At 70.4% G+C, this 22,490-nt stretch carries 19 protein-coding genes; 5 read left to right on the top strand and 14 right to left on the bottom strand.

Annotated elements, in window-relative coordinates:
* Positions 1–20 precede the first annotated feature (20 nt).
* The 3 genes from ACIRJP_RS20945 (at position 21) to ACIRJP_RS20935 (ending at position 4,534) form a co-directional block, all read left to right on the top strand.
* The gene (locus ACIRJP_RS20945) at positions 21–1,256 is read left to right on the top strand and encodes a cytochrome P450 (protein WP_404176104.1); all 1,236 of its coding nucleotides are present in this window, start codon (positions 21–23) and stop codon (positions 1,254–1,256) included.
* 55 nt (positions 1,257–1,311) lie between these two features.
* Positions 1,312–3,042: a PucR family transcriptional regulator gene (locus tag ACIRJP_RS20940; protein ID WP_404176102.1), complete on the top strand. Its 1,731-nt coding sequence runs from the start codon at positions 1,312–1,314 to the stop codon at positions 3,040–3,042.
* A 133-nt stretch (positions 3,043–3,175) separates the two neighbouring features.
* A complete protein-coding gene (locus ACIRJP_RS20935) occupies positions 3,176–4,534 on the top strand; it encodes a diaminopimelate decarboxylase (protein ID WP_404176099.1) in 1,359 nt (452 codons plus the stop codon).
* A gap of 35 nt (positions 4,535–4,569) precedes the next feature.
* Here the strand turns inward: ACIRJP_RS20935 and ACIRJP_RS20930 are convergent, their stop codons facing one another.
* From ACIRJP_RS20930 to ACIRJP_RS20870, 13 genes are all read right to left on the bottom strand, one after another.
* Positions 4,570–5,385 carry a discoidin domain-containing protein gene (locus ACIRJP_RS20930; RefSeq protein ID WP_404176096.1) on the bottom strand — a complete coding sequence of 272 codons (816 nt, stop codon included), beginning with the start codon at positions 5,383–5,385 and terminating at the stop codon, positions 4,570–4,572.
* Between the two features lie 299 nt (positions 5,386–5,684).
* Positions 5,685–6,218, bottom strand: coding sequence for a phage tail protein (locus ACIRJP_RS20925; protein WP_404176093.1), 534 nt, complete (start codon positions 6,216–6,218; stop codon positions 5,685–5,687).
* A gap of 5 nt (positions 6,219–6,223) precedes the next feature.
* Positions 6,224–8,185, bottom strand: a complete 1,962-nt coding sequence (locus tag ACIRJP_RS20920) for a putative baseplate assembly protein (RefSeq protein ID WP_404176090.1) — start codon at positions 8,183–8,185, stop codon at positions 6,224–6,226.
* On the bottom strand, positions 8,182–8,595 hold the full coding sequence (locus ACIRJP_RS20915) for a GPW/gp25 family protein (RefSeq protein ID WP_124720016.1): 414 nt from the start codon (positions 8,593–8,595) through the stop codon (positions 8,182–8,184). The genes ACIRJP_RS20920 and ACIRJP_RS20915 overlap by 4 nt, the downstream gene beginning before the upstream one ends.
* 6 nt (positions 8,596–8,601) lie before the next feature.
* Positions 8,602–8,883 (bottom strand): PAAR domain-containing protein, encoded by a 282-nt coding sequence (locus ACIRJP_RS20910; protein WP_404176087.1) that lies wholly within the window; start codon positions 8,881–8,883, stop codon positions 8,602–8,604.
* A 36-nt stretch (positions 8,884–8,919) separates the two neighbouring features.
* Positions 8,920–10,917, bottom strand: a complete 1,998-nt coding sequence (locus ACIRJP_RS20905) for a VgrG-related protein (protein WP_404176085.1) — start codon at positions 10,915–10,917, stop codon at positions 8,920–8,922.
* Complete coding sequence (locus tag ACIRJP_RS20900) at positions 10,917–11,723, bottom strand: peptidase M23 (protein ID WP_404176082.1); 807 nt, start codon at positions 11,721–11,723, stop codon at positions 10,917–10,919. The genes ACIRJP_RS20905 and ACIRJP_RS20900 overlap by 1 nt, the downstream gene beginning before the upstream one ends.
* A gap of 5 nt (positions 11,724–11,728) precedes the next feature.
* On the bottom strand, positions 11,729–12,166 hold the full coding sequence (locus ACIRJP_RS20895; RefSeq protein WP_266731122.1) for a phage tail protein: 438 nt from the start codon (positions 12,164–12,166) through the stop codon (positions 11,729–11,731).
* Positions 12,167–12,222: 56 nt separating this feature from the next.
* Positions 12,223–13,989, bottom strand: coding sequence for a hypothetical protein (locus ACIRJP_RS20890; RefSeq protein WP_404176079.1), 1,767 nt, complete (start codon positions 13,987–13,989; stop codon positions 12,223–12,225).
* A gap of 29 nt (positions 13,990–14,018) precedes the next feature.
* The gene (locus ACIRJP_RS20885; RefSeq protein WP_093549683.1) at positions 14,019–14,162 is read right to left on the bottom strand and encodes a DUF6760 family protein; all 144 of its coding nucleotides are present in this window, start codon (positions 14,160–14,162) and stop codon (positions 14,019–14,021) included.
* The gene (locus ACIRJP_RS20880) at positions 14,159–14,614 is read right to left on the bottom strand and encodes a hypothetical protein (protein ID WP_404176076.1); all 456 of its coding nucleotides are present in this window, start codon (positions 14,612–14,614) and stop codon (positions 14,159–14,161) included. Before ACIRJP_RS20880 ends, ACIRJP_RS20885 begins: the two co-directional genes overlap by 4 nt.
* Positions 14,614–15,057 carry a phage tail protein gene (locus tag ACIRJP_RS20875; RefSeq protein ID WP_072488539.1) on the bottom strand — a complete coding sequence of 148 codons (444 nt, stop codon included), beginning with the start codon at positions 15,055–15,057 and terminating at the stop codon, positions 14,614–14,616. Before ACIRJP_RS20875 ends, ACIRJP_RS20880 begins: the two co-directional genes overlap by 1 nt.
* Before the next feature lie 55 nt (positions 15,058–15,112).
* The gene (locus ACIRJP_RS20870) at positions 15,113–16,663 is read right to left on the bottom strand and encodes a phage tail sheath family protein (protein WP_404176073.1); all 1,551 of its coding nucleotides are present in this window, start codon (positions 16,661–16,663) and stop codon (positions 15,113–15,115) included.
* Positions 16,664–16,896: 233 nt separating this feature from the next.
* Here ACIRJP_RS20870 and ACIRJP_RS20865 point away from each other — a divergent pair, with 233 nt between their 5' ends.
* Together ACIRJP_RS20865 and ACIRJP_RS20860 are read left to right on the top strand one after the other, a co-directional pair.
* Positions 16,897–20,271 carry a hypothetical protein gene (locus tag ACIRJP_RS20865; protein WP_404176070.1) on the top strand — a complete coding sequence of 1,125 codons (3,375 nt, stop codon included), beginning with the start codon at positions 16,897–16,899 and terminating at the stop codon, positions 20,269–20,271.
* 65 nt (positions 20,272–20,336) lie between these two features.
* Positions 20,337–20,966 carry a hypothetical protein gene (locus ACIRJP_RS20860; RefSeq protein WP_404176067.1) on the top strand — a complete coding sequence of 210 codons (630 nt, stop codon included), beginning with the start codon at positions 20,337–20,339 and terminating at the stop codon, positions 20,964–20,966.
* A 173-nt stretch (positions 20,967–21,139) separates the two neighbouring features.
* Here the strand turns inward: ACIRJP_RS20860 and ACIRJP_RS20855 are convergent, their stop codons facing one another.
* Positions 21,140–22,474 carry a hypothetical protein gene (locus tag ACIRJP_RS20855; RefSeq protein WP_404176064.1) on the bottom strand — a complete coding sequence of 445 codons (1,335 nt, stop codon included), beginning with the start codon at positions 22,472–22,474 and terminating at the stop codon, positions 21,140–21,142.
* Positions 22,475–22,490: the final 16 nt, after the last annotated feature.

The raw sequence follows: 22,490 nt of genomic DNA, 5'->3' as shown, positions 1-22,490 counted from the left end.
CCAGCAAGGACCCCGCCACCATGACGCAAGACACACTCCTGCGGCAGATCACCGACTACGCCAACCGTGCCGACCCGTACCCGCTCTACACCGAGCTGCGCAAGAAGCCGGTACGGCAGGAGGGGGACGAGCTGTTCGTCGTCAGCACGTACTGGGAGATCAAGAGTCTGCTGCACGACCCCCGGATCAGCTCGGACGCCCGCAACCTCTCCCCCGGCGCCGCGGGCACCCTGCTCCAGGAGGAGGAGGCCTCACCGCTGCCGCCCGCCTTCCTGCGGCTGGACCCTCCGGAGCACGACCGGCTGCGCCGGATGACGATGCGCCCGTTCGGGCCGCCGGAGACGCCCCGGCGCGTGGACGGCATGCGCGGCGAACTGACCCGGATCGTCGACGGCCTCATCGACGGGTTCGGGGACCGGAAGCAGGTCGACATCGTCGACGACTTCTCGTACCCCTTCCCCGTCACCGTGATCTGCCGGCTGCTGGGCATTCCGCGCGAGGACGAGGCACGCTTCCACGCCTGGGCCGACACCATCGCCGCCGGACTCGACCCGGACCCGGGCGGGGACCCCGGTGAGCAGCGCCGCGCCACCCACGAGGCCCGCACCGAACTGGGGATGTACCTCTCCGGGCTCATCGACGAACGCAGCGGCGCCCCCGGCGACGACATGCTCTCCGCGCTGGTCACCCAGCACGGCCCGGACGGGCAGATGACCCGGATGGAGGTGCTCAGCACCGCCGCGCTGCTCCTGATCGCCGGTCACGAGACCACGGTCAACCTCATCACCAACGGGACGCTCACCCTGCTGCGCAACCCCGACGTCCTCGAACGGCTGCGCGACGACCCGCGGTTGGCCGTCCGGCTCGTGGAGGAGCTGCTGCGCTTCGAGCCGCCCGTGCAGTTGCTCCCGCAGCGCACCACCCTGGCGGACATCGACATCGGCGGCACCACCATCCCCAAGGGCGCCTCCGTCTGGCTCGTCCTGGCCGCCGGGAACCGGGACCCGAAACGGTTCCCCGACCCCGACCGCTTCGACCCCGACCGCCCGGACATCCAGCACCTCGGCTTCGGAAGCGGCATCCACAACTGCTTCGGCGCACCCCTCGCCCGGCTGGAGGCCCAACTCGCCCTGACCGCGCTCGCCCGGCGGCTCGACGCCCCACGGCTGGTGGAGGACCCGCCCCCGTACCGGCAGAACGCCGTGCTGCGCGGGCCCCGTCATCTGAACGTCTCGTTCGACGGGCTCCGTTCCTGAAGCCGGCCCGACGGGCTCCGTTCCTGAAGCCGGTCGTCCGGACGATGATGAGCGGATGCCGACACACGGACCGGACCGGCACGAGACCGGGCCCTCGCTGGAGCAGATCCTCGGGCTGATCGACCCCGGAATGCTCGATGTCGTCGTGGCGCCGCGCGGTACCGGTGTGCCGGTGACCGATGTGGTGCTGCTCGACCCGGGCGAGGTGCGGGAGGACGAAGACGGCGCGGAGTGCGAGGACGGTGACCCGGAAGGGCTCGACGACGCGTGGGCGGCGGCCGGGCCGGTCCTGCTCGCGGTCGGTGTGGAGGTCGCCTCGCCCGAGGCGGTCGACGTGCTGCGCGCCGCCGACCGGGCCGGGGCGGCAGCTGTGGTGATGCGGCGGGGCGCCCGGGGGCCGCGGGCCGCGCTGCTGGAGGCGGCGGGCCGGGGGCGTACGGCGTTGCTGGCCCGGCGGCCGGGGCAGGGCTGGACGGAGGTGCTCGGCCGGCTGCGGACCGCCCTGGTGCACAGCGCCCCGGCCGGGGCCGCCGGAAGTGCCGGGGTGGGGGCGCTGCGGCTCGGCGACCTGTCCGGGCTGGCCAATACGGTGGCGGACCTGGTCGGCGGGGCCATCACCATCGAGGACCCGCAGTCGCGGGTGCTGGCCTATTCGCGGCTGGACCACGAACCCGATCCGATGCGCCGGCTGACGATCCTCGGGCAGGAGGTCCCGCGCTGGCGGGTCGTCGAGCTCCGCGAGAGCGGCTTCTTCCGGGCGCTGTGGAGCACCGAGGACGTGGTGCGGCTGCCCGCCGACGCGCGGTACGCCGAACGGCTGGCCATCGCGGTCCGCCATGGGCCCGAAGTGCTCGGGTCCATCTGGGCCGCCGCCGACGGACGGCCGCTCGCCGGGGACGCGGTGGCGGCGCTGCGCACCGCGGCGAGGGCCGCCGTGCCCCATCTGTCCCACCACCAGACCTGGGGCCGGGCGGCGGCCAGGGCCCGGGAAGGGGCGGTGCACGCGCTGCTGAAGGGCAACGTCCGGGCCGCGCACGAGGCCGGAATCACGGCGGACCGGCCGTACGCGGTGGTGGTCGCGGAGGCGTACGACGCGCACGGAGAGCAGGCCCTCTCCACTGTCACCGCAGGGCAGCGGGTGCTGGACGTGCTCGCGCTCCAGGCCGCCGCGTACCGGCCGGGGTGTGTGACCGCGCGGTCCGGGCGGCAGCTGTACGTGCTGGTCCCGGCCGGGGACGGGGAGGCCGACCCGTCGCGTTCCTTGCTGGCGACCGTACGGTCGGTGCCGCGCGAGGTGGTCCTCGCGGGTGCCGGGCCGGTGGCGGCCGGGCTGTCGGGGCTGCCCGCCTCGCGGGAGGCCGCGGAGCTGGTGGTGCGGGTGCTGCGGGACCGTGCCGCGGGGCGGCCGGCCGGGGAGGTGGTGTCGGCGGTGGCGGCGTACGACGATGTGGTCCCCGAGGCGACGGTGCTCCGGCTGCTCGACCGGGTGGAGCCGTTGTGGGGGTCGCTGTCGGGGCCGGTGCACGCGATGGTGGAGCACGACCGGGCGCACGGTTCGGCGTACGGCGACTCGGTCACCGCGTACCTGGACGCGTCCTGCGACACGGGCGCGGCGGCGCGGCGTCTCAATGTGCACCCCAACACCCTGCGGTACCGGCTGCGCCGGGCCCGGGAGCTGTTCGGCGTCGATCCCGCCGACCCCGCCGTGCGGCTGCTGGCGGACATCGGGCTGCGGCTCGCGGCCCGCCGAGGGCCGCTCCGTACGGACCGTGCGCGCCGCGGTTGATCGTTCGGTTGTCCGGCAGGGCAAAGGCTCCGGACAGGCGTCGTCGTGTCGGTCGAAGACGCTCCGGGCCCCGCGCGCCGAAGCTGTCCGTAGGTGACGGCGAGACAGACGGAGGGGCGTTGTGATGGTGGGCATGACTTCAGGCTCGGCGGCCGGGCGGCGCGGTGACCGCCGCACGGTGGCACTGGCGCGTGCCGTCGAGGACGGGCTGCTCGGTCCGCACTCGCCCGTGGTCGGTCTGCTCGACGTGGACGGTGTGCTCGCCGCGGTGGAGGCGCTGAACGAGGCGTTCGAGGGGCCGTTCGAGGGCCCCGCCCCGGTGCAGCACACGTTCGCGGCCAAGGCGTGCGGCCTGGTGCCGGTGCTGCGGCTGCTCGCGGACGCGGGGATGGGGTGCGAGGTGGCCTCGCCCGGTGAGCTGGAGCAGGCCCTCGCCGCCGGGTTCCCGTACGAGCGGCTGGTCTTCGACAGCCCCGCGAAGACGGTCGAGGAGCTGGTGTTCGCGCTCGCCCATGGCATCGCGGTCAACCTGGACAACTTCCAGGAACTGGCCCGGGTGGACCGCCTGCTGGCCGGCCGGGAAGCCGCCGGACCCATCGGTATCCGGGTGAACCCGCAGGTCGGGGCCGGGGCCATCGGCGCCATGAGCACCGCGACCGCGACCTCGAAATTCGGCGTCGCGCTGCGTGACGCGGGGGCCGAGGACGCGGTGATCGAGGCGTTCGAGCGCCGCCCGTGGCTCAACCGGCTGCACGCGCACGTCGGTTCACAGGGCTGTCCGCTGCCGCTCGTCGCCGAGGGCATCCGCACGGCGTACGAGCTGGCCGAGCGGATCAACACCCGGCTGGGCCGAGCCCGGATCACCGGGATCGACATCGGCGGCGGCCTGCCCGTCAACTTCGACGGCGAGGAGGACCGGCCCACGTATGCCGATTACGTCGCCGGACTCCGCGAGGCCGTACCCGGGCTCTTCGACGGCCGCTACACCCTCGTCACCGAGTTCGGCCGCTCGCTGCTCGCCAAGAGCGGAACGATCGGCACCGTCGTCGAGTACACCAAGTCCGCGGGCGGCCGGCGGATCGCGGTCACGCACGCGGGCGCCCAGGTCGCCACCCGTACCGTGTTCATGCCCGGCTCCTGGCCGCTGCGCGTCGGGGTCTTCGACGCCGCGGGCCGCCCCAAGCAGGGTCCGGCCGAGACCGTCGACATCGCGGGCCCCTGCTGCTTCGCCGGGGACCTCACCGCGACCGCGCGCGAACTCCCCGCCGTCGAACCCGGCGACGTGGTGGCGCTGTACGACACCGGGGCGTACTACTTCTCCTCGCACTTCTCGTACAACTCGCTGCCCCGGACCGCGGTGTACGGCTACCGCACCGACGCCGAGGGGCGGGTGCGGTTCGCGCTGGTGCGCGAGGCTCAGAGCGTGCGCGAGGTCGTCGAGGAGAGCGGTCTCGCGCAGGCCGACAACCTGGTGACGCTGTCCGCTGGATGAGCCCGCGTCAGGGCCTGCGGCTCAGGACTGCGGCCTCAGGGCCTCCGGCCGAAGAACTCGATCTCGGCGACGGCGAGCCGCCGGCCGGGGCCCGCTCCGTACGTGGTGTCGGTCGTGAGCCGGGCCCTGACGATCTCCGAACCACGCAGGTCGAAGGTCTGCTGGCCCGGCTGGTCCTTGACCCGCAGCTTCTTGCTGACGCTGGTTCCGTCGGCGGAGGTCAGCACAACGGTGACCTTGGCCGGACGGGCCTGGGTGAGGAACTCGTCCATCTTGGCCGACGTGCCCGAGAAGACCACCAGCTTCAGTACGCGCACCGGCTGCTCGAAGTCGCACTCCACGTACTGGCCCGCCCCGGTGTCGGGTCCGGCGGCCGAGGGCGCCCAGTAACGGTTGTTGAAGCCGTCGAACGCCGCACCCGCCCCGTGCCCCGGAGCTGTGCTGGAGGCCCGGAACCGGGTCGGCGGCACCGCCTCGGGCGTACCGGTCTCGTCCTTGGCGAAGCCGAACCAGGCGGACAGGTGCGGAAGGGCGAACCAGACTCCGCACGCCAGCACGATCAGCACGATCGGCAGGGCCAGACCGGGGCGGCGCCACAGCCGGCGCCTCGGCCGGGTGCCCGCGGTGGGCGCCTGACGCGGTCGCCGCCGGAAGATCCGGCGCCACCAGGGCGGCCGCACATCGGGCGGCGGGCCCGGGTCCAGGAGCAGCGCGCAGCGGATGCACAGGGTGCGGTCCGGTGCATTCTCCGCACGGCAGTTGGGGCAGCGGACGGGCACGACGGGTGACGGGCCCGGGGGTGTGTTCGCGGTCTCGGGCGGTACGTCGGGCAGCGCCTCGGGCCCCGGCACGGGCTCGCTCGTCTCGTCACCGGGGCGCCGCGGGGCGGCGGTCGCGGCAACGGGGGGCTGGGGTGAGGGCTGCGGCGCCGGTTGCGGCTGAGGCTGCGGGGACGGCTGAGGCTGCGGGGACGGCTGGGGCTGCGGGGACGGGGCGACCGGAGGAACGTGGGGAGCCCAATGTGCCCGGGGCGGCCGAGTGGTGGAAGGCGCCGGGGTCCCGCTCTCCGGCTCCTCCCACTCCAGGAACGCCTGGCACGACGTACAGAACTGCGTCCCCGGCGCGTTGTTCTGCCCGCACGACTCGCAGATCACAGGACCTCCAGGTCGAAGCCCACATGTGCCGGGATCTCCGTACGGATCAGCTCCTCCAGCCGCACCCGGTCCACCTGGTACGGCTGCGCGGCCCGGACCCGGACCGTCACCCACGGCAGCGGGCCGCCCGGGAACCGGGTCTCCGGTGTCGTCGACCACGCCGTGCCGCCGCTCTCCACGATCTCCGGCTCGATCCCGGTCTCCAGGAACACCGCCTCCGCGAGACCGCGCCGGGTGCCCCGCCTGCTGTGCCGCTCGACCGCGCCGCGCACCGTCGCACGCCGCTGCTCGACGGGATGGTCCGAGCGGGTGTCGACGGCCACCCACTGGGCCAGCCAGGCGAGGAAGTCCTCGGGCGCGCTGCGGGGGTCGAGGTGGGCGGGCAGGTTGTCGATGGAGAGCAGGACCGGGGCGAGCACGTCGTCGAGCGCCGCGAGGAACCGCTGGAGGAAGTCCTGCTCCAGGTAGACCGCCGGGAGCTGTTCGATCAGCGGGTGCGGTGTCGGCAGGCCGGTCACGGCTGTGCGCATGGCGTTCAGGCCTCCCGTACCCGGAGCTGGTGCTCGTAGCTGAAGACCAGCGCGTGCCGGTCCAGCGCGATCTTGGTGGTGGGCTCGCCGCGCTGCCCGTTCACCGGGTCGGCGGGGAAGAGGCGTACGTCCTCCACCAGGTCCACGCCCGCCACCTGCTGCAGCACGGCGAACGCCTCGCCCGACTGGATGGGCCGCCCGAACGGCCAGCCGTCGCGGCCCGGTCCGCCGCTCAGCGGGTTGAAGTAGCTGTAGAGCGCGGTCAGCGCCTCCTCGCGCACCCGCTCCAGCACGACACCCCTGCGGGCCTGGACCGTGGCGACCACCGTGACCCCCTGGTAGAAGGGCCGCTCGACCACCAACCGGGCTCCGATCGGCCTCCGTTCGTCCAGATGGCCCGCGATCAGGGCGAGGGTGTGCTGCGGCGGGACGAGTTCGTCGAACCGGATCCGGCCCTGCTCGTCGCTGCGCCCGGCCGGTACGACGAGCAGCCGCACCCCGCCCGCCTCGACGGCCGAGTCCTCGCCGGCCGGGATGCACTGCACCCGGGCCGCGTCGGGTGCGACCTCGCGGGCCAGCAGTTCGTAGTCGTGCGGTACGACGGCCCGGTGCAGGGTCCGCAGCGTCATCGGTCCGCGCACCCGGGCGCTCTCCACCGTCTCGCCGTCGACCCCGCCCAGCGCCGGGCTGCGGTTCTCCACCCGGGCCACGTACGGGATGGCGCTGCGCAGCACCCGGAGGGTGGAGCGGGCCACATTGCCGCGCACGCCGCCGCCGGTGCGGTACGAGCGCACGCGTACGGTGGCGCCCTTCGGCGGCACCTTCCCGTAGTAGCGGATCGAGCCGTCCCGCTCCCGTACCGCCGGACCGAACTCGACCCGCCCCGAGTTGGGGTCGAGCGTGATGTGCCGGTCCTCGGGGCCGGAGTGCGCGAAGTCGTCGACCCGGGTCCATTCCGTGTCCTGCGGGCCACTCCCCGCCGGATCCGCCACCTCGACGACGAACTCGCCGGGTACGACGGGCGGGCGGCTGATCGTGAAGGTCTGGCCGGGTACGCCCTCGGCCGGGCCGAGCACCTCGTCGGTGACGGTCTCGGCGTGCACCGCGCCGACGGTCGCGCCGATCGTGAACGCGGTGATCCGGCGGACCACCGGGGGCGCCATGTACGTGGGCTGGCCCGGGTCCGCCTCCACCAGGCGGCAGCGCAGCCAGCCACCCGTCCGGCGCACGACGACGGCGGGCGTGTGGCCCTGCGGCAGATGCAGGATCAGCTCACCGGACCGGTTGAAGCCGCCGGTGTCGTCCTTCTCGACCTCGCAGGCCGCCCAGGTGCTGCCGTCCCACGCCTCCCAGATCAGCGGCGGCCGCAGCGGGTCCACGCCGACGCCCTCGACGGCGCAGTCCAGCCGGAGCACGACGACCCCCGAGGGGACGGCCGCGGACAGCCCCACGTAGAGCGCGTCGCCGGGCGCGGGCGTGGTGCCGAAGCAGGGTACGGACCGGCCGAGCGCGAGCTCCTCGGTACGGTCCAGGGCGTCGCCGGACGTCGGCCAGGTGGCGAGGTGCGCGAACTCGCAGGGCACGATGGACAGTTCCCCGACGGTCGTGAAGACGACCGCCTCCTCGGTCTCGGTGCGTACGGTCGCGACCTCTGTGCCGGCCCGCACCCGTACCGGATCGGGCTGCGGCGCGGAGAGCCGGAACGTCACATCGGTGTGGGCGGCCGTGGGCGGGTGGAGGCGGACCCCGATCAGGTCGAGGAAGGTCAGATAGCTCTTCTCCGGGACACGGTTCACCCGGTAGACGAGCTGGTCGACCATGGTCGCGAAGGCCTCGATGAGGGTCACCCCGGGGTCCGACACGTTGTGGTCGGTCCACTCGGGGCAGCGCTGCTGGACGAGCCGTTTCGCCTCGTCGACCAGGCCCTGGAAGCGGCGGTCGTCCAGATACGGGCTGGGCAGCGTCACGCGCCGTCCACCTCCTCGTGCTGCGGGATCACATAGAACGGGAAGACCAGGTTCCGGGGGTCGTTGGCGCCCCGCACGGTGTAGCCGATGTCGATGTACAGGACGCCGTTGTCCGCCTCGTCGAACCGGACGACGACCTCGGTGACCTCGATCCGGGGCTCCCACCGGTCCAGCGCGAGCCGCACCTCGTACGCGAGCTGCCCGGCCGTGCCCGCGTCCGCCGGGGCGAACACGTAGTCGTTGACGGCGCAGCCGAACTCGGGCCGCATCGGCCGCTCGCCCGGTGACGTCGCAAGGATCAGCCGGATCGACTCCTCCAGCTCGTGCTCGCCGCGCACCAGGGCGATGGACCCGGTGGCGTCGGTGCGCGGCGGGAAGGCCCAGCCCGCGCCGATGAACTCCTGTCCCATGGCCGCTCAGCCTCCGATCAGCACCGTCGGACACCCGGACACGATCGGTGCGCCGCAGGCGGCCCGGTCCCCGACCCGGGCGGCGGGCCGCCCGCCGATCAGCACCGTGGTGCTGCCGGACGGGGCGATCGCGGACGGGGCGTGCACCGCGGGCGGCGGCGACGCGCACAGGTGCGGGGTGCCGACCGTGGCGGCGGGGAGCCCGCCGATCAGCACGGACGGGACGCCGGGAGGCCCGACCGTGCCGGGGTGTCCGGTGGGGTCACCGACCCGTGCGGCTGCTGACATGGCAGTGCGTTCCTCTCGATCGGCGCGTCCGCGCGGTCAATTGATCTTCACCATGGGTGCGTTGATGGACAGGGACGAGCCGCCCTTGATCTCGGTGCGCTGCGTTCCGTCGACCGCGACCTGGGCGCCCCGGACCGCCACCGTGCCGCCGGTGGCGAGCTTGACCTCGCCGTTCCCGCCGTCGACGCTCACTCCGCTGCGGGACTTCAACGTGACGCTGTCGCCGCTCAGTTCGAGGACTCCCTGGCCGCCGTCCAGCGCGACCCCGCGGGCCGCCTTGATGGACACCTGCTGCTTGGCCTCGATGTTCACGCTGCCGTCGCTGTTGATCACGATCACGGTGCCCTTGCGGTCCAGATCGATCTTCAGCTTTCCGTCGCCGGTGAGCAGGCGCACGCCCTGCGGGCCGTTGGCGTCGTCCAGGATCTCCAGCTGGTTGCCGCTCTTGGAGGCGATCGAGCGACGGTTGACGGCCCCGCTGGTCGGGTCGACGAGCGGGGCTCCCGGGGCCGGTTCCGAAGCGGGTCCCGAGTCGGACGACTCGCCGGTCACGGCTCCGGCCACGGCCCCGGCCGCGCCGCCCGGCCCACCGCCGGCCGGTCCCCCGCCACCGCCTCCGCCTCCGCTGCCGCTTCCCTGGGACGGCCGGTCCTTCCCGTTGTACAGACCGGCGAGGACGTACGGGCGGTCCAGGTGCCCGTGCTCGAACCCCACCAGCACCTCGTCGCCCACCTCGGGGATGAACGCCTCGCCGCCGCTCGTCCCGCCGGACTGCGCCGTGCGCGCCCAGTCGCTCGCGTACTCGTCCGACAGCCAGGGGAACCGCACCTTGACCCGGCCGGAGCCCTCCGGGTCGTGGGTGTCCGTGACCGTCCCGCTGACCAGCCCCGCGCACCGCGAACCGCCCCCGCCACCGGCCCCGCCGGAGCCCGGCCCACCGCCGGTCAGCCCGAACAGCGAACGCTCCTGCTGACCGGAGACGGTGAGCCAGGTCTCGTACCCGCGCACCGGGTCGAAGACGTGCCGGGACGACGTGACCGTGTACCGCCCCTCGAACGGCGCCCCCACCGCGTTGAGCGCCACCGCGCTGCCGGCCCGCACCTCAGGATTCCCCCGGATCACCGCCTCCAGCTCCGCGAACGACCCGGCGATCCGCTCCGCCAAGGCCTTCGCCGCCTGGTCCACCTGCGCCTGGGCCCCGTACGCCGCGTCCGTGACCACGAAGCGCGCCTCGCCGAACGGGGCGGTCACCTCGGCCGCGCTCACCCCCAGCTCCAGCGTCGCCGATTTCCCGGCGGGCGCCCGCCCGACGAGCGGCTGCTTGGCCTTGACGTCCCAGCCGCGCACCTCGACCTCGGAGACCTGCTCGGCACAGGACACCCCGGCCCGGCAGCGCAGCAGGTTGCTGCCCATCTCCAGGACCAGCGGATCTCGGTCGGCGCGCGCCGAACCGTCCGGGGCGCCGCTCGCCTCCGCGGGCCGGGTGATGTGCAGCCGGCCGTCGAGCACATACGCCTGGGCGCCCGCCTCCTCGGCCAGGTCCCGGATGAACTCCCAGTCAGTGACGTTGGGCTGGGCGATGTGTTCGAGCACCGGACCGGCCACGTCGACCGTGCCCGGCCTGAGGCCGGCACGCTGGGCGACCTGGGCGCAGATGTCGGCGAGCGTCATGTTCTGGTAGCTGGCCACCCGGCGCCCGCGGAACAGCCGGTGCGACTCGTCGAGCCCGCGTACGACGGTGAACGTGCCGGTCTCGTCGAGCTCCACCTCCAAGGCGGTGACGACCCCCTTGAGCAGCGGTTTCGGTGCCGAGTCGCCGCCCGCGCGGGCCAGCAGCCGGGCCTCGCTGCCGATCTTCAGCCCGGTCTGCTCCAGCAGCACCCGGTCCGGGTCGCGGAACCGCAGGAGAAACAGGTCGGGCAGCGTCCGGCTGTCGTCGACGTACCCCTCGACCAGCGTGTTCACGAACTTGGGCGGCAGCGGGCTGCCGCCGAACTCCACCACCAGCGCCGTCGCGACGCCCGGCTGCGCCATCAGGACCGCCCTCCGTCCCTGGCAGCCTCTTCGAGCCGGTTCAGCTCGTCGAGCGCGGGGAGCAGCAGCTGCCGTCCGGGGGCCAGCCGCAGCGGGTCGTCGATCCCGTTCGCCTCCGCGATCACCCGCCAGGCCGCCGGGTCGCCGTACTCGCGCTGGGCGAGCGAGGGCAGCGAGTCCCCGGCGCCCAGCCGGTGCACCCGGCGGGCCGCGAGCGCGCCCGAGGTCGGGTTCTGGCCCGGGGTGTCGCCGCTGATCTCCTCCATCGTCACCTGGCAGACGGCCCGGATCGGCACGCCCGACGTGGTGAACAGGGTGTACTTCGCCTGTACTTGGCTGACGTAGCCGGGGAACCCGGTCAGCCCGCCCCAGTGGAAGACCACCCACGGCGGCGAGGACCGCTGCTGCTGCCGGGTCTCGTTGGTCGGCACGCAGCAGGCGAAGAGCTGCTCCACGGAGGTCACCACCCGGGTGTCCTGGGTGTCGCTGGCGTCGAAGAACATCTCCACGGTGAGCTTGCTGGGCTGCGAGCCCTGGTACTCCGGCGGGCCGGAGCTCTTCGCGCCCTTGGCCGGACTCCGTTTCCAGGAAGCGGCCTTGGTGAGGCTGAGCTCCTTGGGGTTGAACTGGAAGTCGATCCGCCCGCACGGGCCGCCGGGGGTGAGGCCGCCGCCGGTCGGCGGGGTCCGCAGTTCCAGATAGGCGTGCTCCAGCTTGGGCCGGGCCGAACCTCCCCTGCCCGCCTTCGCGGCCGATGCCCCCGACGTACCGGCGGCGCTGAAGGCGATGGGACCCGCACCGCTCACGACGCTCAGCCCTCCATCACATAGCCGTGATGGGCGATCTCGATCGTCTCCATCGCGACCTTGGGCGATTCGGGGGAGAAGGAGGGCCCGGTCCAGCGGACCGGCACGACCTCCAGCAGCCCCCACTGGGCCACCTTCTGCCCGTCCCCGGTCCGCGCCTCGATGTGCGCCGTCTTGCGGCTGAACCCTGTGGTCATGGTGGCGAACCAGCGCGCGACCTTCTCGGTCTCCTTGGTGAGCGGCCTGGACAGCTTGACGTTCGAGTACTTCAGGCGGGTCGGCAGCTGCCACAGATGCCCGTTGTTGCCGCCCTCCTCCCGTGTTTCGAGCACCACTTCACAGCCCAGCCCGTCGCATGTGTTGAACGATCCGAGCTCGATGTCGTCGATCGTGACGACGAAGCAGACACTGACGGCGGGGTCGTTCTCCTGGGCGGTGGCCATGGTCCGTACCTCTCGATCTCAGTGCCTGGTGTGGGTCCCAGTGCCTGGTGTGGATCTCAGTGCCTGGTGTTGATGAGGAATCCCGCTCGTTCGCGTTCCAGCCGCAGATCGGCCTTGAAGAGCCTGCTGAGCGGCGCGTACAGGGCGCGCACCAGCTCGTCGGTGACTACGGGCGCTCCACCGGCGGCGGAACCGGGGGCGGAGGTGGCTGTGGAAGCGCCCGGCGCACCGGGGGCGTCGGCCGTGGGCCCGGGTTCCGGTTCCGGCTGGGACTCGGCTTCGGCCGCGGCCTCCTGGGGCGGATCCGGAGGTGGTGGTTCCTCACTCTCCGTCTCGCGCTGCACGACGGGCGTCGAGTACGACGGCGGTGGCGACCCGAAGACGACGCTGCCGTCCGCCATCCGCTGGGCGACCCCGGCGGCCACGGCGGCCGAACCGGCCGTGGTGAAGGAGGTCGGCTCCGGCACGGAGGTGGTGGACGGCGCTGCCCGGCTACCGGAACCCGGCAATGAACGCGGCACCGGGGGCCCGCCAACTGCCTGACGCTGCAAGGCGGTACGTGGCGGGGGCGACGTACGCACCGCCTCCCCCGGAGCCATGGCCGTACGTTGCAACGCCGCCGGAAGGGACGGGGACGGCGTCACCGAGGGCACGCCCTCCCGGTCGGACGTCCAGCGCACCGGAACGGAGGCCGGCGGAGAGGACTGCGGATGGGACGGTGGCGAGTACGGCGACACCCCGGACATCGCCCCCGTACCGGCCGGAGAAACCGCTGCCGACCCGTCCACGGCCGACCGCTGTACGGTGCCGCCGCCCGCACCGCTACCCGGCCCGGCCTGGAGCGTCACGGGCCGGTCGGCGAGCAGGGGCGCGACCGGGCCGGTGGGCGGGGGCGGCGAGAGCGGTGCCCCCGCGGGCACGGCGGACGTCCGCTGCACCGCCGGTGCGGGGGCCGCCGGTACGGACTCCGACGCGGCAGGCAGCAGAGGCGAGTCGCCGAGCAATGGCGCAGTGGGCCCCCCGGTATCGGCGGCCGCCTCCGGCACCCCGGACGCCCCGTAGAACACAGCGCTCCCAGCGGCCTCGACGCCCTCGGTCACCTCACCGGCTCCTCCGCCCGTCCCCGCCCCTGCCGTCTCCGGACCGTTGTGGGCGGTCTGCCGCTGCGCCGTGGGCGGCAGCGCGGACATCGGCACACCGAGACCGGGTGCCCGCCGGGGCCGGTCCCGGGCCGCAGGCAGCACCGAACGCTGAACGGGCGGGGCCGTGGACGGCGACGGGACCTCGGACTCCGGCGCCGGCTCAGGAGCCACGGCCGGTACGAGCGGCTGCTCGCCCACCAACCTCCGCACCGGCAACTCGGCCACGGCCGACTCCCCGGCCGACGTCATCGCGGGCGCACCCCCCGCGACGGCACGCTGCACGGCCATGGGAACGGGCATGGACACGGACAGGGGTACGACCCCGGTCCGGACCGGCGGGTCCCCCGGGCGTTCCACGGACCGCTGCACCGGCGACGGGTGCTCCGCGGTGACCGGGGCGGCCGGGGCGGTGATCCCGTGCACCAGCCCCGTGGGCGCGTCCGGGCTGACCAGGTGCCCGAGGGGCGCACCGAGCGAGGTGTCCTGCCGGGTGGAGAGCGACCCCTGGAACCCGGAAGGATCGATCACCAGATCCTGAGCGCCCAAGGTCCGCTGAATGGGCGGCAGTTCGGCCGGATCGACCCGCTCGCGCGGCGCGGCCACCGGACCGGCGCCCGAGCCGCCCGCACCCGCGCCCGCCTCCGTACGCCCGCCGCCGCGCAGCCAGGACATCAGGCCCATGGATTTTCCCGCCCTCCCTGCGCTGTTCGCTACTGCCCGTTGAGGCGAGCGACCTGTGCGACGAACCTCAGTCGTTCCGGGTGTTCCAGGTCCAGCAGCTCATCGAGCGGCCAGTGGAAGTGATAGGCGAGGTACGCGACCTCCTCGTAGAGCAGGTCGGCCGCGTACGTCACGATTCCCCCAGGCGGCCACCGGCGAGATTCACCGCGAACTCCTCCTTGCAGGCCGGGCAGGAGACGGCGGCACGGGTGTGCCCCTCGGCGTTGATCCGCCGGTAGAAGTCCTGGAGGAAGGCCAGGTCGGAGGCGAAGAGGTCCTCGATGATGCCGGGGTGGATGTCGTCGATCGTGCCGATCCGGGTGACGACCCTGGCGATGAGCACGACCGAGAGGTAAGCGGAGTTCTCCCGCACCCGGTCGTCCCGCAACGGCACGAGTTCGTCGCGCGCGGTCGCGAGCCGCATGACGCCCGTGTGGTGCACGGCGCCCGTCTCGTCGACGTACCCGCGCGGCAGCTCGAAGGCGAACTCGGTTCGCAGCGGCTCCCGTTGGCCGGATCGCCGTTCCGTCCCCCCGGCCGTGTCCGAGGCCGGGGCCGGAGCGGGCGCCTGTGTCGTACGTCGCATCAGTCGAGTTCCATGCTTTCGTACGTGATCGCGAGCTTCTCCGTCAGGACCGAGGTGTCACCGGCCTTGAGGGTCCCGATCTCCAGGGACTTCGGCCAGGCGTTGATGAGCTTGTAGCGCTTGATGGCGATGCCCTCGTGGTCGTACACGATGACCGCACCGTTGCGGCGGGCCGCGGTCATCCGGCCGAACCGGGAGTCCTTGATCCACCGTTCGAAGCTGTTGTCCTCGGTGAGACCGCGGGTCACGGTCACCTCACCGGCCTTGGGCCTGCCGGGGAGCTTCTTGATGGCGTAGCGGCCGTCGGCGGTGTTCTGCTTCAGCTCGATGACGTCCTGCTCCATCTTCAGACCGCTGACCTCGGTGATCTGCTTGATGACGACGCTGTCGAATTCGAGGCCGAAGGAGGCCCCGACGGTGCTGTCGAGATCGGGAAGTGGCACAACAGGCTCCTTTACGGCTCTTACCGCTTGGTGGACCTAGGGGGACCGGGCCCCGCTACTCGTCGACGCCGCCGGTGCCCCCGGTCAGCTGGGAGAGGCGGAAGACCACGAACTCGGCCGGCCTGACCGGTGCCACCCCGATCTCACAGATGACCTGACCTGCGTCGATGCTCTCCGGCGGGTTGGTCTCGCGGTCACACTTGACGTAGAACGCCTCTTCCGGGGTGAGCCCGAACAGCGCCCCCTTACGCCACTCGTTGACCAGGAACGCCGACACCGTGCGCCGGATACGGGCCCACAGTGCGTCGTCGTTCGGCTCGAAGACGACCCACTGCGTACCGGCGAGGATCGACTCCTCCAGGTAGTTGAAGAGGCGCCGGACGTTCAGATAGCGCCAGGCCGGGTCGGAGGCCAGCGTGCGCGCGCCCCAGACCCGGATGCCGCGCCCGGGGAAGGACCGGATGCAGTTCAGTCCGATCGGGTTGAGCAGATCGTGTTCGCCCTTGGTCAGCTGGGTCTGCAGGGCGACCGCACCACGTACGACCTCGTTGGCGGGGGCCTTGTGCACCCCGCGCGACTCGTCGTTGCGGGCCCAGACCCCGGCGATGTGGCCACTCGGCGGTACGAGCCGGGCGCGCCCGGACGAGGGGTCGGCGACCCGGATCCAGGGGTAGTAGAGCGTGGCGTACTTCGAGTCGAAGTTGGCGCGGTCGGTGCGCCAGGCACGGATCTGCTGCGGGCTCAGTCCCGGCGGCGGGTCGAGGATGGCGACCCGGTCGCCCATCAACTCGCAGTGGCTGATGAGCCCTTGCTGGACGGCGATGACCGACTCCAGGTCCAGCAGACCGCGTTCGTACGCGCTCATCAGGTCCGGCACGGCGATGGTCGTGACCTCTTCGACCGCTTCGAGCCCGCCGAGCCCGGTCCGCCGGTCGGGATCGCCGACGTACAGCTCGGGGGTCAGCGCCCCGGCGGCGGGCGTTGCGGGTGCGGCCGGGGCCAGTGTCACGCTCTGCGTCGTGGGCCTGGCCGGGGCGGCACCGCGCCCGGTCTCGCGGATCTCGATGAGCTCCGACTTGGCGTTGACCCGGGTGGCGACGTTCTCCTTGCTGCGCTTGGTCGTGACGCTCGCGTAGGTCTCCGCGACCTGCCCGTCCCGCTTCACGACCAGCTGGAAGACGTCGGAGGGCGGATCGTCCCCCTCCACCTCGGCCACTTCCACGGTGATCTCTCCGGCCACGCCGGGGCGGGGCCTCACCGCGTACGGCCCAAGCTGTGTCTCCGATCCGGCGGGCAGCTGCCCGGCGCTCCGTTCGTCGTCCCCTTCTGCCGGCGGCTCGGTACCGTCATCGATGCGCACCACGTAGCAGACTCCGCCACCGTTGGCGAAGAACCCGTACACGGCGGACGCCAGATACGTACCGTCGACGAAGTCACCGAACGTGCCGGCGAACTGGCTCCAGTTGGTGATCAGCGTCGGCTCGTCGAACGGCCCCTTGCGGGCGAAGCCGACGAAGGCGGCGACCGAGGTGCCCACCCCTTCGATCGGCCGGGATCCGGACTCGATCTCTTCGACGTAGACGCCCGGGGACAGGTACGACGGCATGTGAGTCTCTCCTTGGCCGGGAACGCCCGCAATTCTCGCGACACCGGCGATCACCGGGAACGGACACACGGCCGCCCACCCGTGCACCGGCCCCTGCCCGATCAGGCAACACCGTCGTGCTGTACGTGCCGCCGGGCGCTGCCCCGGACCGCGGTGCGCCTGCCCTGCGTACCCCGCGAGCACTGCGCACACCCTGGGACACCGACAGGGCACATGCGCGGCCGGGAGGGCGGATGAAGGCGGTTACGGAGAAGGACCCCGCCCCTGCTCGCCCCTCTCCCGCCCACCCGGACGTCTCCCGCACAACGGCGCCGGCACCGGAACGCCCTGCGGGCGACCGCCCCGCCCCCGACCCCCGCAGCCTGCAACGCCTGCAACGCGCGGCGGGCAACGCGGCCGTTTCCCGCCTGGTCGCCCAGCGCTACACGGCCCCGGTGAAACCGTCTCCCGCCCAGGCCCCCGGCTTCCGCAAGGTCAGGGCGGACGTGGCGGCCAAGAAGGTCCGCCTGGCCGCGCACACCCCCGCCGCCGCCGAGTCCAGATCCGCGCAGGACGCGGCCGTCGCACCCCCCGACGACAAGGAGGCCCAGGGCAAGGCGGCCAACGCCGAGAAGATGAATGCCGCGAAGCCCGGCGAGTTCAACAAGCAGGCGTTCATCGACGCGGTCAACAAGGCCATCGACGCCCAGGCCCCGAAGAACCTCGACCAGGCCGACAAGTTCTCCAAGTCCGGCAAGGCCGACCAGATCAAGGACGAGGTCGACGGCAAGGTCAAGGACGGCAAAGACTCCTCCGCCAAGGACATCGACACGGCGACGAAGGCCCCGCCGGACACTTCGGCGGCCAAGGACAAGCCGGTCACCCCTCTCACCCCGGACCAGCCCCCCGCCAACCCCGGCGCCCCGTCCGCGGCCGACGCGATCCCGGAGAAACAGCCTGCCGCGGTCACGGACTTCTCCCAGGGCCCGGCCGCCAACAACCGGGCGATGGCGGACGCCGAGGTCACCGAGGACCAGCTCGCCAAGGGCAACGAGCCGGAGTTCGACCAGGCCCTGTCCACGAAGAAGACCGCGGAAGCCGACTCCGCGAAGGCCCCCGCCAAGGGCAAGGCAGCCGAGGCCCAGCAACTCTCCACCGCCAAGGCCGGCGCAGCAGCCTCCGGCACCCAGGCCCTGAACGCCCTCACCGCGACCAGGGCCTCGGCAGGCAAACAGGTGGACGGCGGCAAGGGCGAGACGAAGTCGAAGGACGAGAAGAAGCGCGCCGAGGTCACCGCCAAGCTCCAGAAGGTCTACGACGGGACGAAGAAGGACGTCGAGGAGACCCTGTCCGGGCTCGACAAGAAGGTCGACGACAAGTTCACCTCGGGCGAGAAGGCGGCCCGCGACGCGTTCACCGCCGACCACAAGCGCCGCATGAAGAAGTACAAGGACAAGCGCTACTCAGGCATGTTCGGCGGTGCGAAGTGGGCCAAGGACAAGCTGATGGGCATGCCGAAAGAGGCCAACGACCTCTTCCAGGAAGCCCGCAAGCTCTACGTCGCGAAGATGCAGACCGTCATCTCGTCCGTCGCCGACATCATCGGCACCGAACTGGGCAAGGCCAAGGCCCGCATAGCCAAGGGCCGCACCGAGCTGAAGGCCGAGGTCGACAAGCTCCCCGCAGACCTGCGCGAGTTCGGCCAGGAGGCCGCCACCGACTTCGCGGGCAAGTTCGACGACCTGGAAGCCACCGTCAACGAGAAGTCCGAGCAGCTCGTCCAGGACCTCGCGACGAAGTACACCGCCGCCCTGAACAAGGTCGACGAGGAGATCAAGAAGCTCCAGGAAGCCAACAAGGGCCTGGTCCAGAAGGCGAAGGACGCGATCGTCGGCGCCCTCAAAACAATCAACGAACTGAAGAACCTCCTCCTCGGCATCCTCGCCAAGGCCGCCTCCGCGATCATGAAGATCATCAAGGACCCCATCGGGTTCCTCGGCAACCTCGTGCGCGCGGTCGGCGCCGGGCTTCAGCTCTTCGTCACCAACATCGCCACCCACCTCAAGACCGGGGTTGTGTCCTGGCTGCTGGGCACCGCGGTCAAGGCGGGTCTCGAACTCCCCCAGAAGTTCGACCTCAAGGGCATCATCCAGCTCATCGCCTCCCTCCTCGGCCTGACCTGGGAGAACATCCGCGCCCGCATCACCCGCAAGGGCATCCCCGACCAGGCCATGACCGCCGTCGAGTCCTCCGTCCCCGTCGCGAAGAAACTCGCCACCGAGGGCCCCGCGGGCGCCATCAAGGAAATCACCGAGGAAGCAGGCGACCTCAAGGCGACCATCCTCGAAAAACTCACCAGCTACCTGATCCCCACCGTCATCATCGCCGGGATCACCTGGATCATCTCCCTTCTCAACCCCGCCTCCGCCTTCGTCCGCGCGGTCAAGGGAATCATCGACATCGTCACGTTCATCGTGAACCAGGGCGCCCAGATCATCGACTTCGTCAACGCCGTACTCGACGCCGTCATCGCCATCGCCAACGGCGGCACCGCAGGCGTCCCCAAGATGGTCGAAACCGCCCTTGCTGCCAGTGTGCCGTTGCTGATCGGCTTCCTCGCCTCCCTCCTCGGCATCGGATCCCTCGCCAACAAGGTCAAATCCGTCTTCCACGCCGTCGCCAGACCCGTCAACCGCGCCATCGACAAAATAGTCGGCTTCATCGTCAAGAAGGGCAAAGCCCTCTGGAACAAGCTCAGGGGCGACAAGAAGAGCGAGGAAGGAAACCAGAAGAAGGATACGGATTCACCCGATGCCAAAGTATCGGTCACAAAACAGCTGAATATGAATGGGGAACCACACACTCTCTACGCTGACACGACAAAAGGCAGAACCACCGTCGGCATGGCCTCGAAGAAGATAGAGAAGCTGCAAGATCTCACAAACCAAGCCATAGCCGAAGTTTCCGGAAGCGACCGCGACGACAAAGCCCAGATCGCCGCCCAGCTCAGAGTTCTACTAATGGAACTGAACAAGCTGGACAAGGAGTCCGTTTACATGAAGGAAAGGAAGCACTTGGAAGACGAGGTGAATGCCAGGGTAAACGACATAGCAGAGTTGCTGGAAAAAGCTGGCCGAGAACATGCGATCACCAGCCTGAAGTCACTGGGACACGCATCAACCTGGGTAGTGGACGGCGAACTCAAAAACGAATACCGTGGCAAAAACTTCCGTACGCGAGTCTACGGGGGATGGCGGGACTCAACCATATCTTGGCGAGAGACCAACCGGGCCCGAATGAAGGCGGAAAAGAAGAGTTCTAACCGCTGGAAGACCGATTCACTTTACGGCACGGCAGAGAGTTACGTCTGCCCGTCGTACGGAGGAAGGCCCAAACATTTGGCCGACCCGTCAGAAGACAAGGGGCTTCTGAGCCTCGATCACAATTCGCCATCAGTGTCGGTCCACTGGATGACGATAGGGAGAGATTCCACACATCCCACGAGAACGGATTTCTACAATGAAATATCCAACCTGGTGCCCATGTGCAAGAGCTGCAATTCAAGCAAGGGCGGCGATGCCATTGACGACTATTCAGTGACCTCGAAGTTCCGCGGAAATGGACAATAACAGGACGGGGCAAAAAGATTTCAACCCACGATATTCAATCTGCGAACTTCGAACTGTGGCACCCTGTGTGCCAGCCGATCGATTCTGGAGCGTTGTGCAGCTTCGACGTCACCTCCCCAGATTTTCTCGGCATTAACGAAGGGACCATCGAGCTGGTCACAGGGTTTATGAATTCACTAGGCATCTGCATCGGAGAAGTTGAGCGCTGGACCGTCTCTCGATTCGCCAGTCCATACTTCGCGAACGACCGCGCATTGAACGAATGGCAATCTCTGTTCGGCCTTGCGTGGCGATTCTCCGTGAAGATGGTAAATGTTCGTAAATATCGCCCCTGTGGGGGAGTTGGCCCCTACCCTGCCCACGGGGTGGATTCAACATGGAGAAGTGAAGTATCCCCCATCAAGAACGAGCGAGAAAGGTGCATTGTAATCGCCGCCGAGGGGCCCGACAGGGATTTCTCTGCGTTGGCGAAATACGCAGCGGATGAGGGGCTCGAAATCATCACGTATCGTCTCCCTCACGCCGACGTACGTGAAGCGAGAGTCGATCTGGGGGAGGTTCTACTTCCTGAATCCATCGAAGTCATCGAGCATATTCTGAAGCAATCAAAATCCCGATTCATGACCACCCACTGGTCGGATGCGACTGAACGCACGGCGTGGCAGAAGTCCGCCGATTGGGTCGAGCAGGATTAGAAGCCAAATCGATTACATGAACACAGAGATCGAGCTGACCTGCTGCGGCAGGACCACCCTGTCCTGCAGGCCCCCTGCTCGGTGCTCCACGTAGGAAGTGCCTGGAGCACCAGGCCACGGAAGGTCGAGGATAGTGAGATCACCAATTCGTGGATCAGGGGCCCAGCTCGCTGCTACTGGCCCAGTGTGTCCATAAGGTGGTCGGTCAAGTCCGCGACGAATTTCTCTCGGCGCCACGGTCGCAGTTCCCGGCGGGCCCTCCGTAGCCGGATCAGTGGCACCCTTCCGCCCGTCGAAACCGCCGCTGTGACGCATTGGTGCAGCAGGTCAGTTGCTGCTTGTGGTTCACCCAGTTGGATTCTCGCCAGTGCCTGATCCGTGGTGACGATGACGCGCTGAACCTTCTGCCGGGGTGATCTCAATGCGCTGGCCGAAGCCGCGAACTGATCGTGCGCTGCGGCCGGGTCACCCACGTACAGCTGACACACGCCCTCGAAGCCGCGCAAGTACTCCGCAGAGAACGCACCGGGAAGGGGTTCATCCGCAGGCTCCCTCTCGATGTCGTACCAGGCCAGACCAAGCGCATTCCAGGACTGAGGGCCCTGGCCCGAACGGGCGGCGATCTCCGCCTCCAGCGCATGCGCACGCGCACGGAGAAGAGGGCTCTGTCCACCCCCAGCTACTCGTACCGCCCTCGCGACGAGCTGAACCGCAGGCCCAATATCGGGCGACGCATAAAGGACCGTGAGCGCATGGCTCAGGTGCACCGCTGCCTGCCGCCAAGGTTGGTGCAGGCGGGCGGCTTGCCTGGTCGCCTCCTCGTACAGAGCCCTGCTGGCGGCATCGTCACGCGTCTCGAACGCGAGGCGGCCTGACAGCACCGCCGCCTCCACCCACGTGCTCCGCAGGCATTCGCGTACCGGCTCCGGCGGCCCACCGGCCATCAGCCGACGGCACGCTTCCAACACCGGAGCGAGCATCAGTTGCAGGCGCACGAAGGGAAGGCTGCCCACCTGGGCGTTGACGTCCGTGACAACCGAGGCGAGCCCTGCGACGGTCTCCGCATCCAGGAGTGAGGCATCCGCAAGAGCCTGGACCAAACCACGACCGGCTTGGGGTGCAAGCAGCGCCAGTAGACCGCCGCCGTCATCCGTCACCGACCGCACCAGCGTGCTCCGCAGCTCCGCGATCCGACGGTCGCTCTCGCCGAGCTCCCCCAACGCATCGAGGTACTGCGCGAAGTCCGACCCCGCTCCGAGTGAACGGCTTCCGCCAGGCGTAGCCGCATACAGATGGGCGAGCAGAAGTTGGTAGCGCTCGTCCGGCATCGTCCCCGACTTCGACTCCCAGCGTGCGATCGAACGCTGGACGCTCCCGACCTGCGGCAGCCTGGGCATGCCCAGATCCTGAGCGATCTGTGTCAAGGCGCGCGCCGCGTCGGCCAGAGACAGGCCGCGTCGAGTCCTCAGCCTCTTCAGCGCCGCCGCACCCACGGTTGAGCTGTCCATCCCGTCATCGTGACGC

The sequence above is a fragment of the Streptomyces sp. NPDC102437 genome (assembly GCF_044765565.1).
Taxonomy (GTDB): Bacteria; Actinomycetota; Actinomycetes; order Streptomycetales; family Streptomycetaceae; genus Streptomyces.
This window is presented reverse-complemented; position numbering and strand designations above follow the sequence as displayed.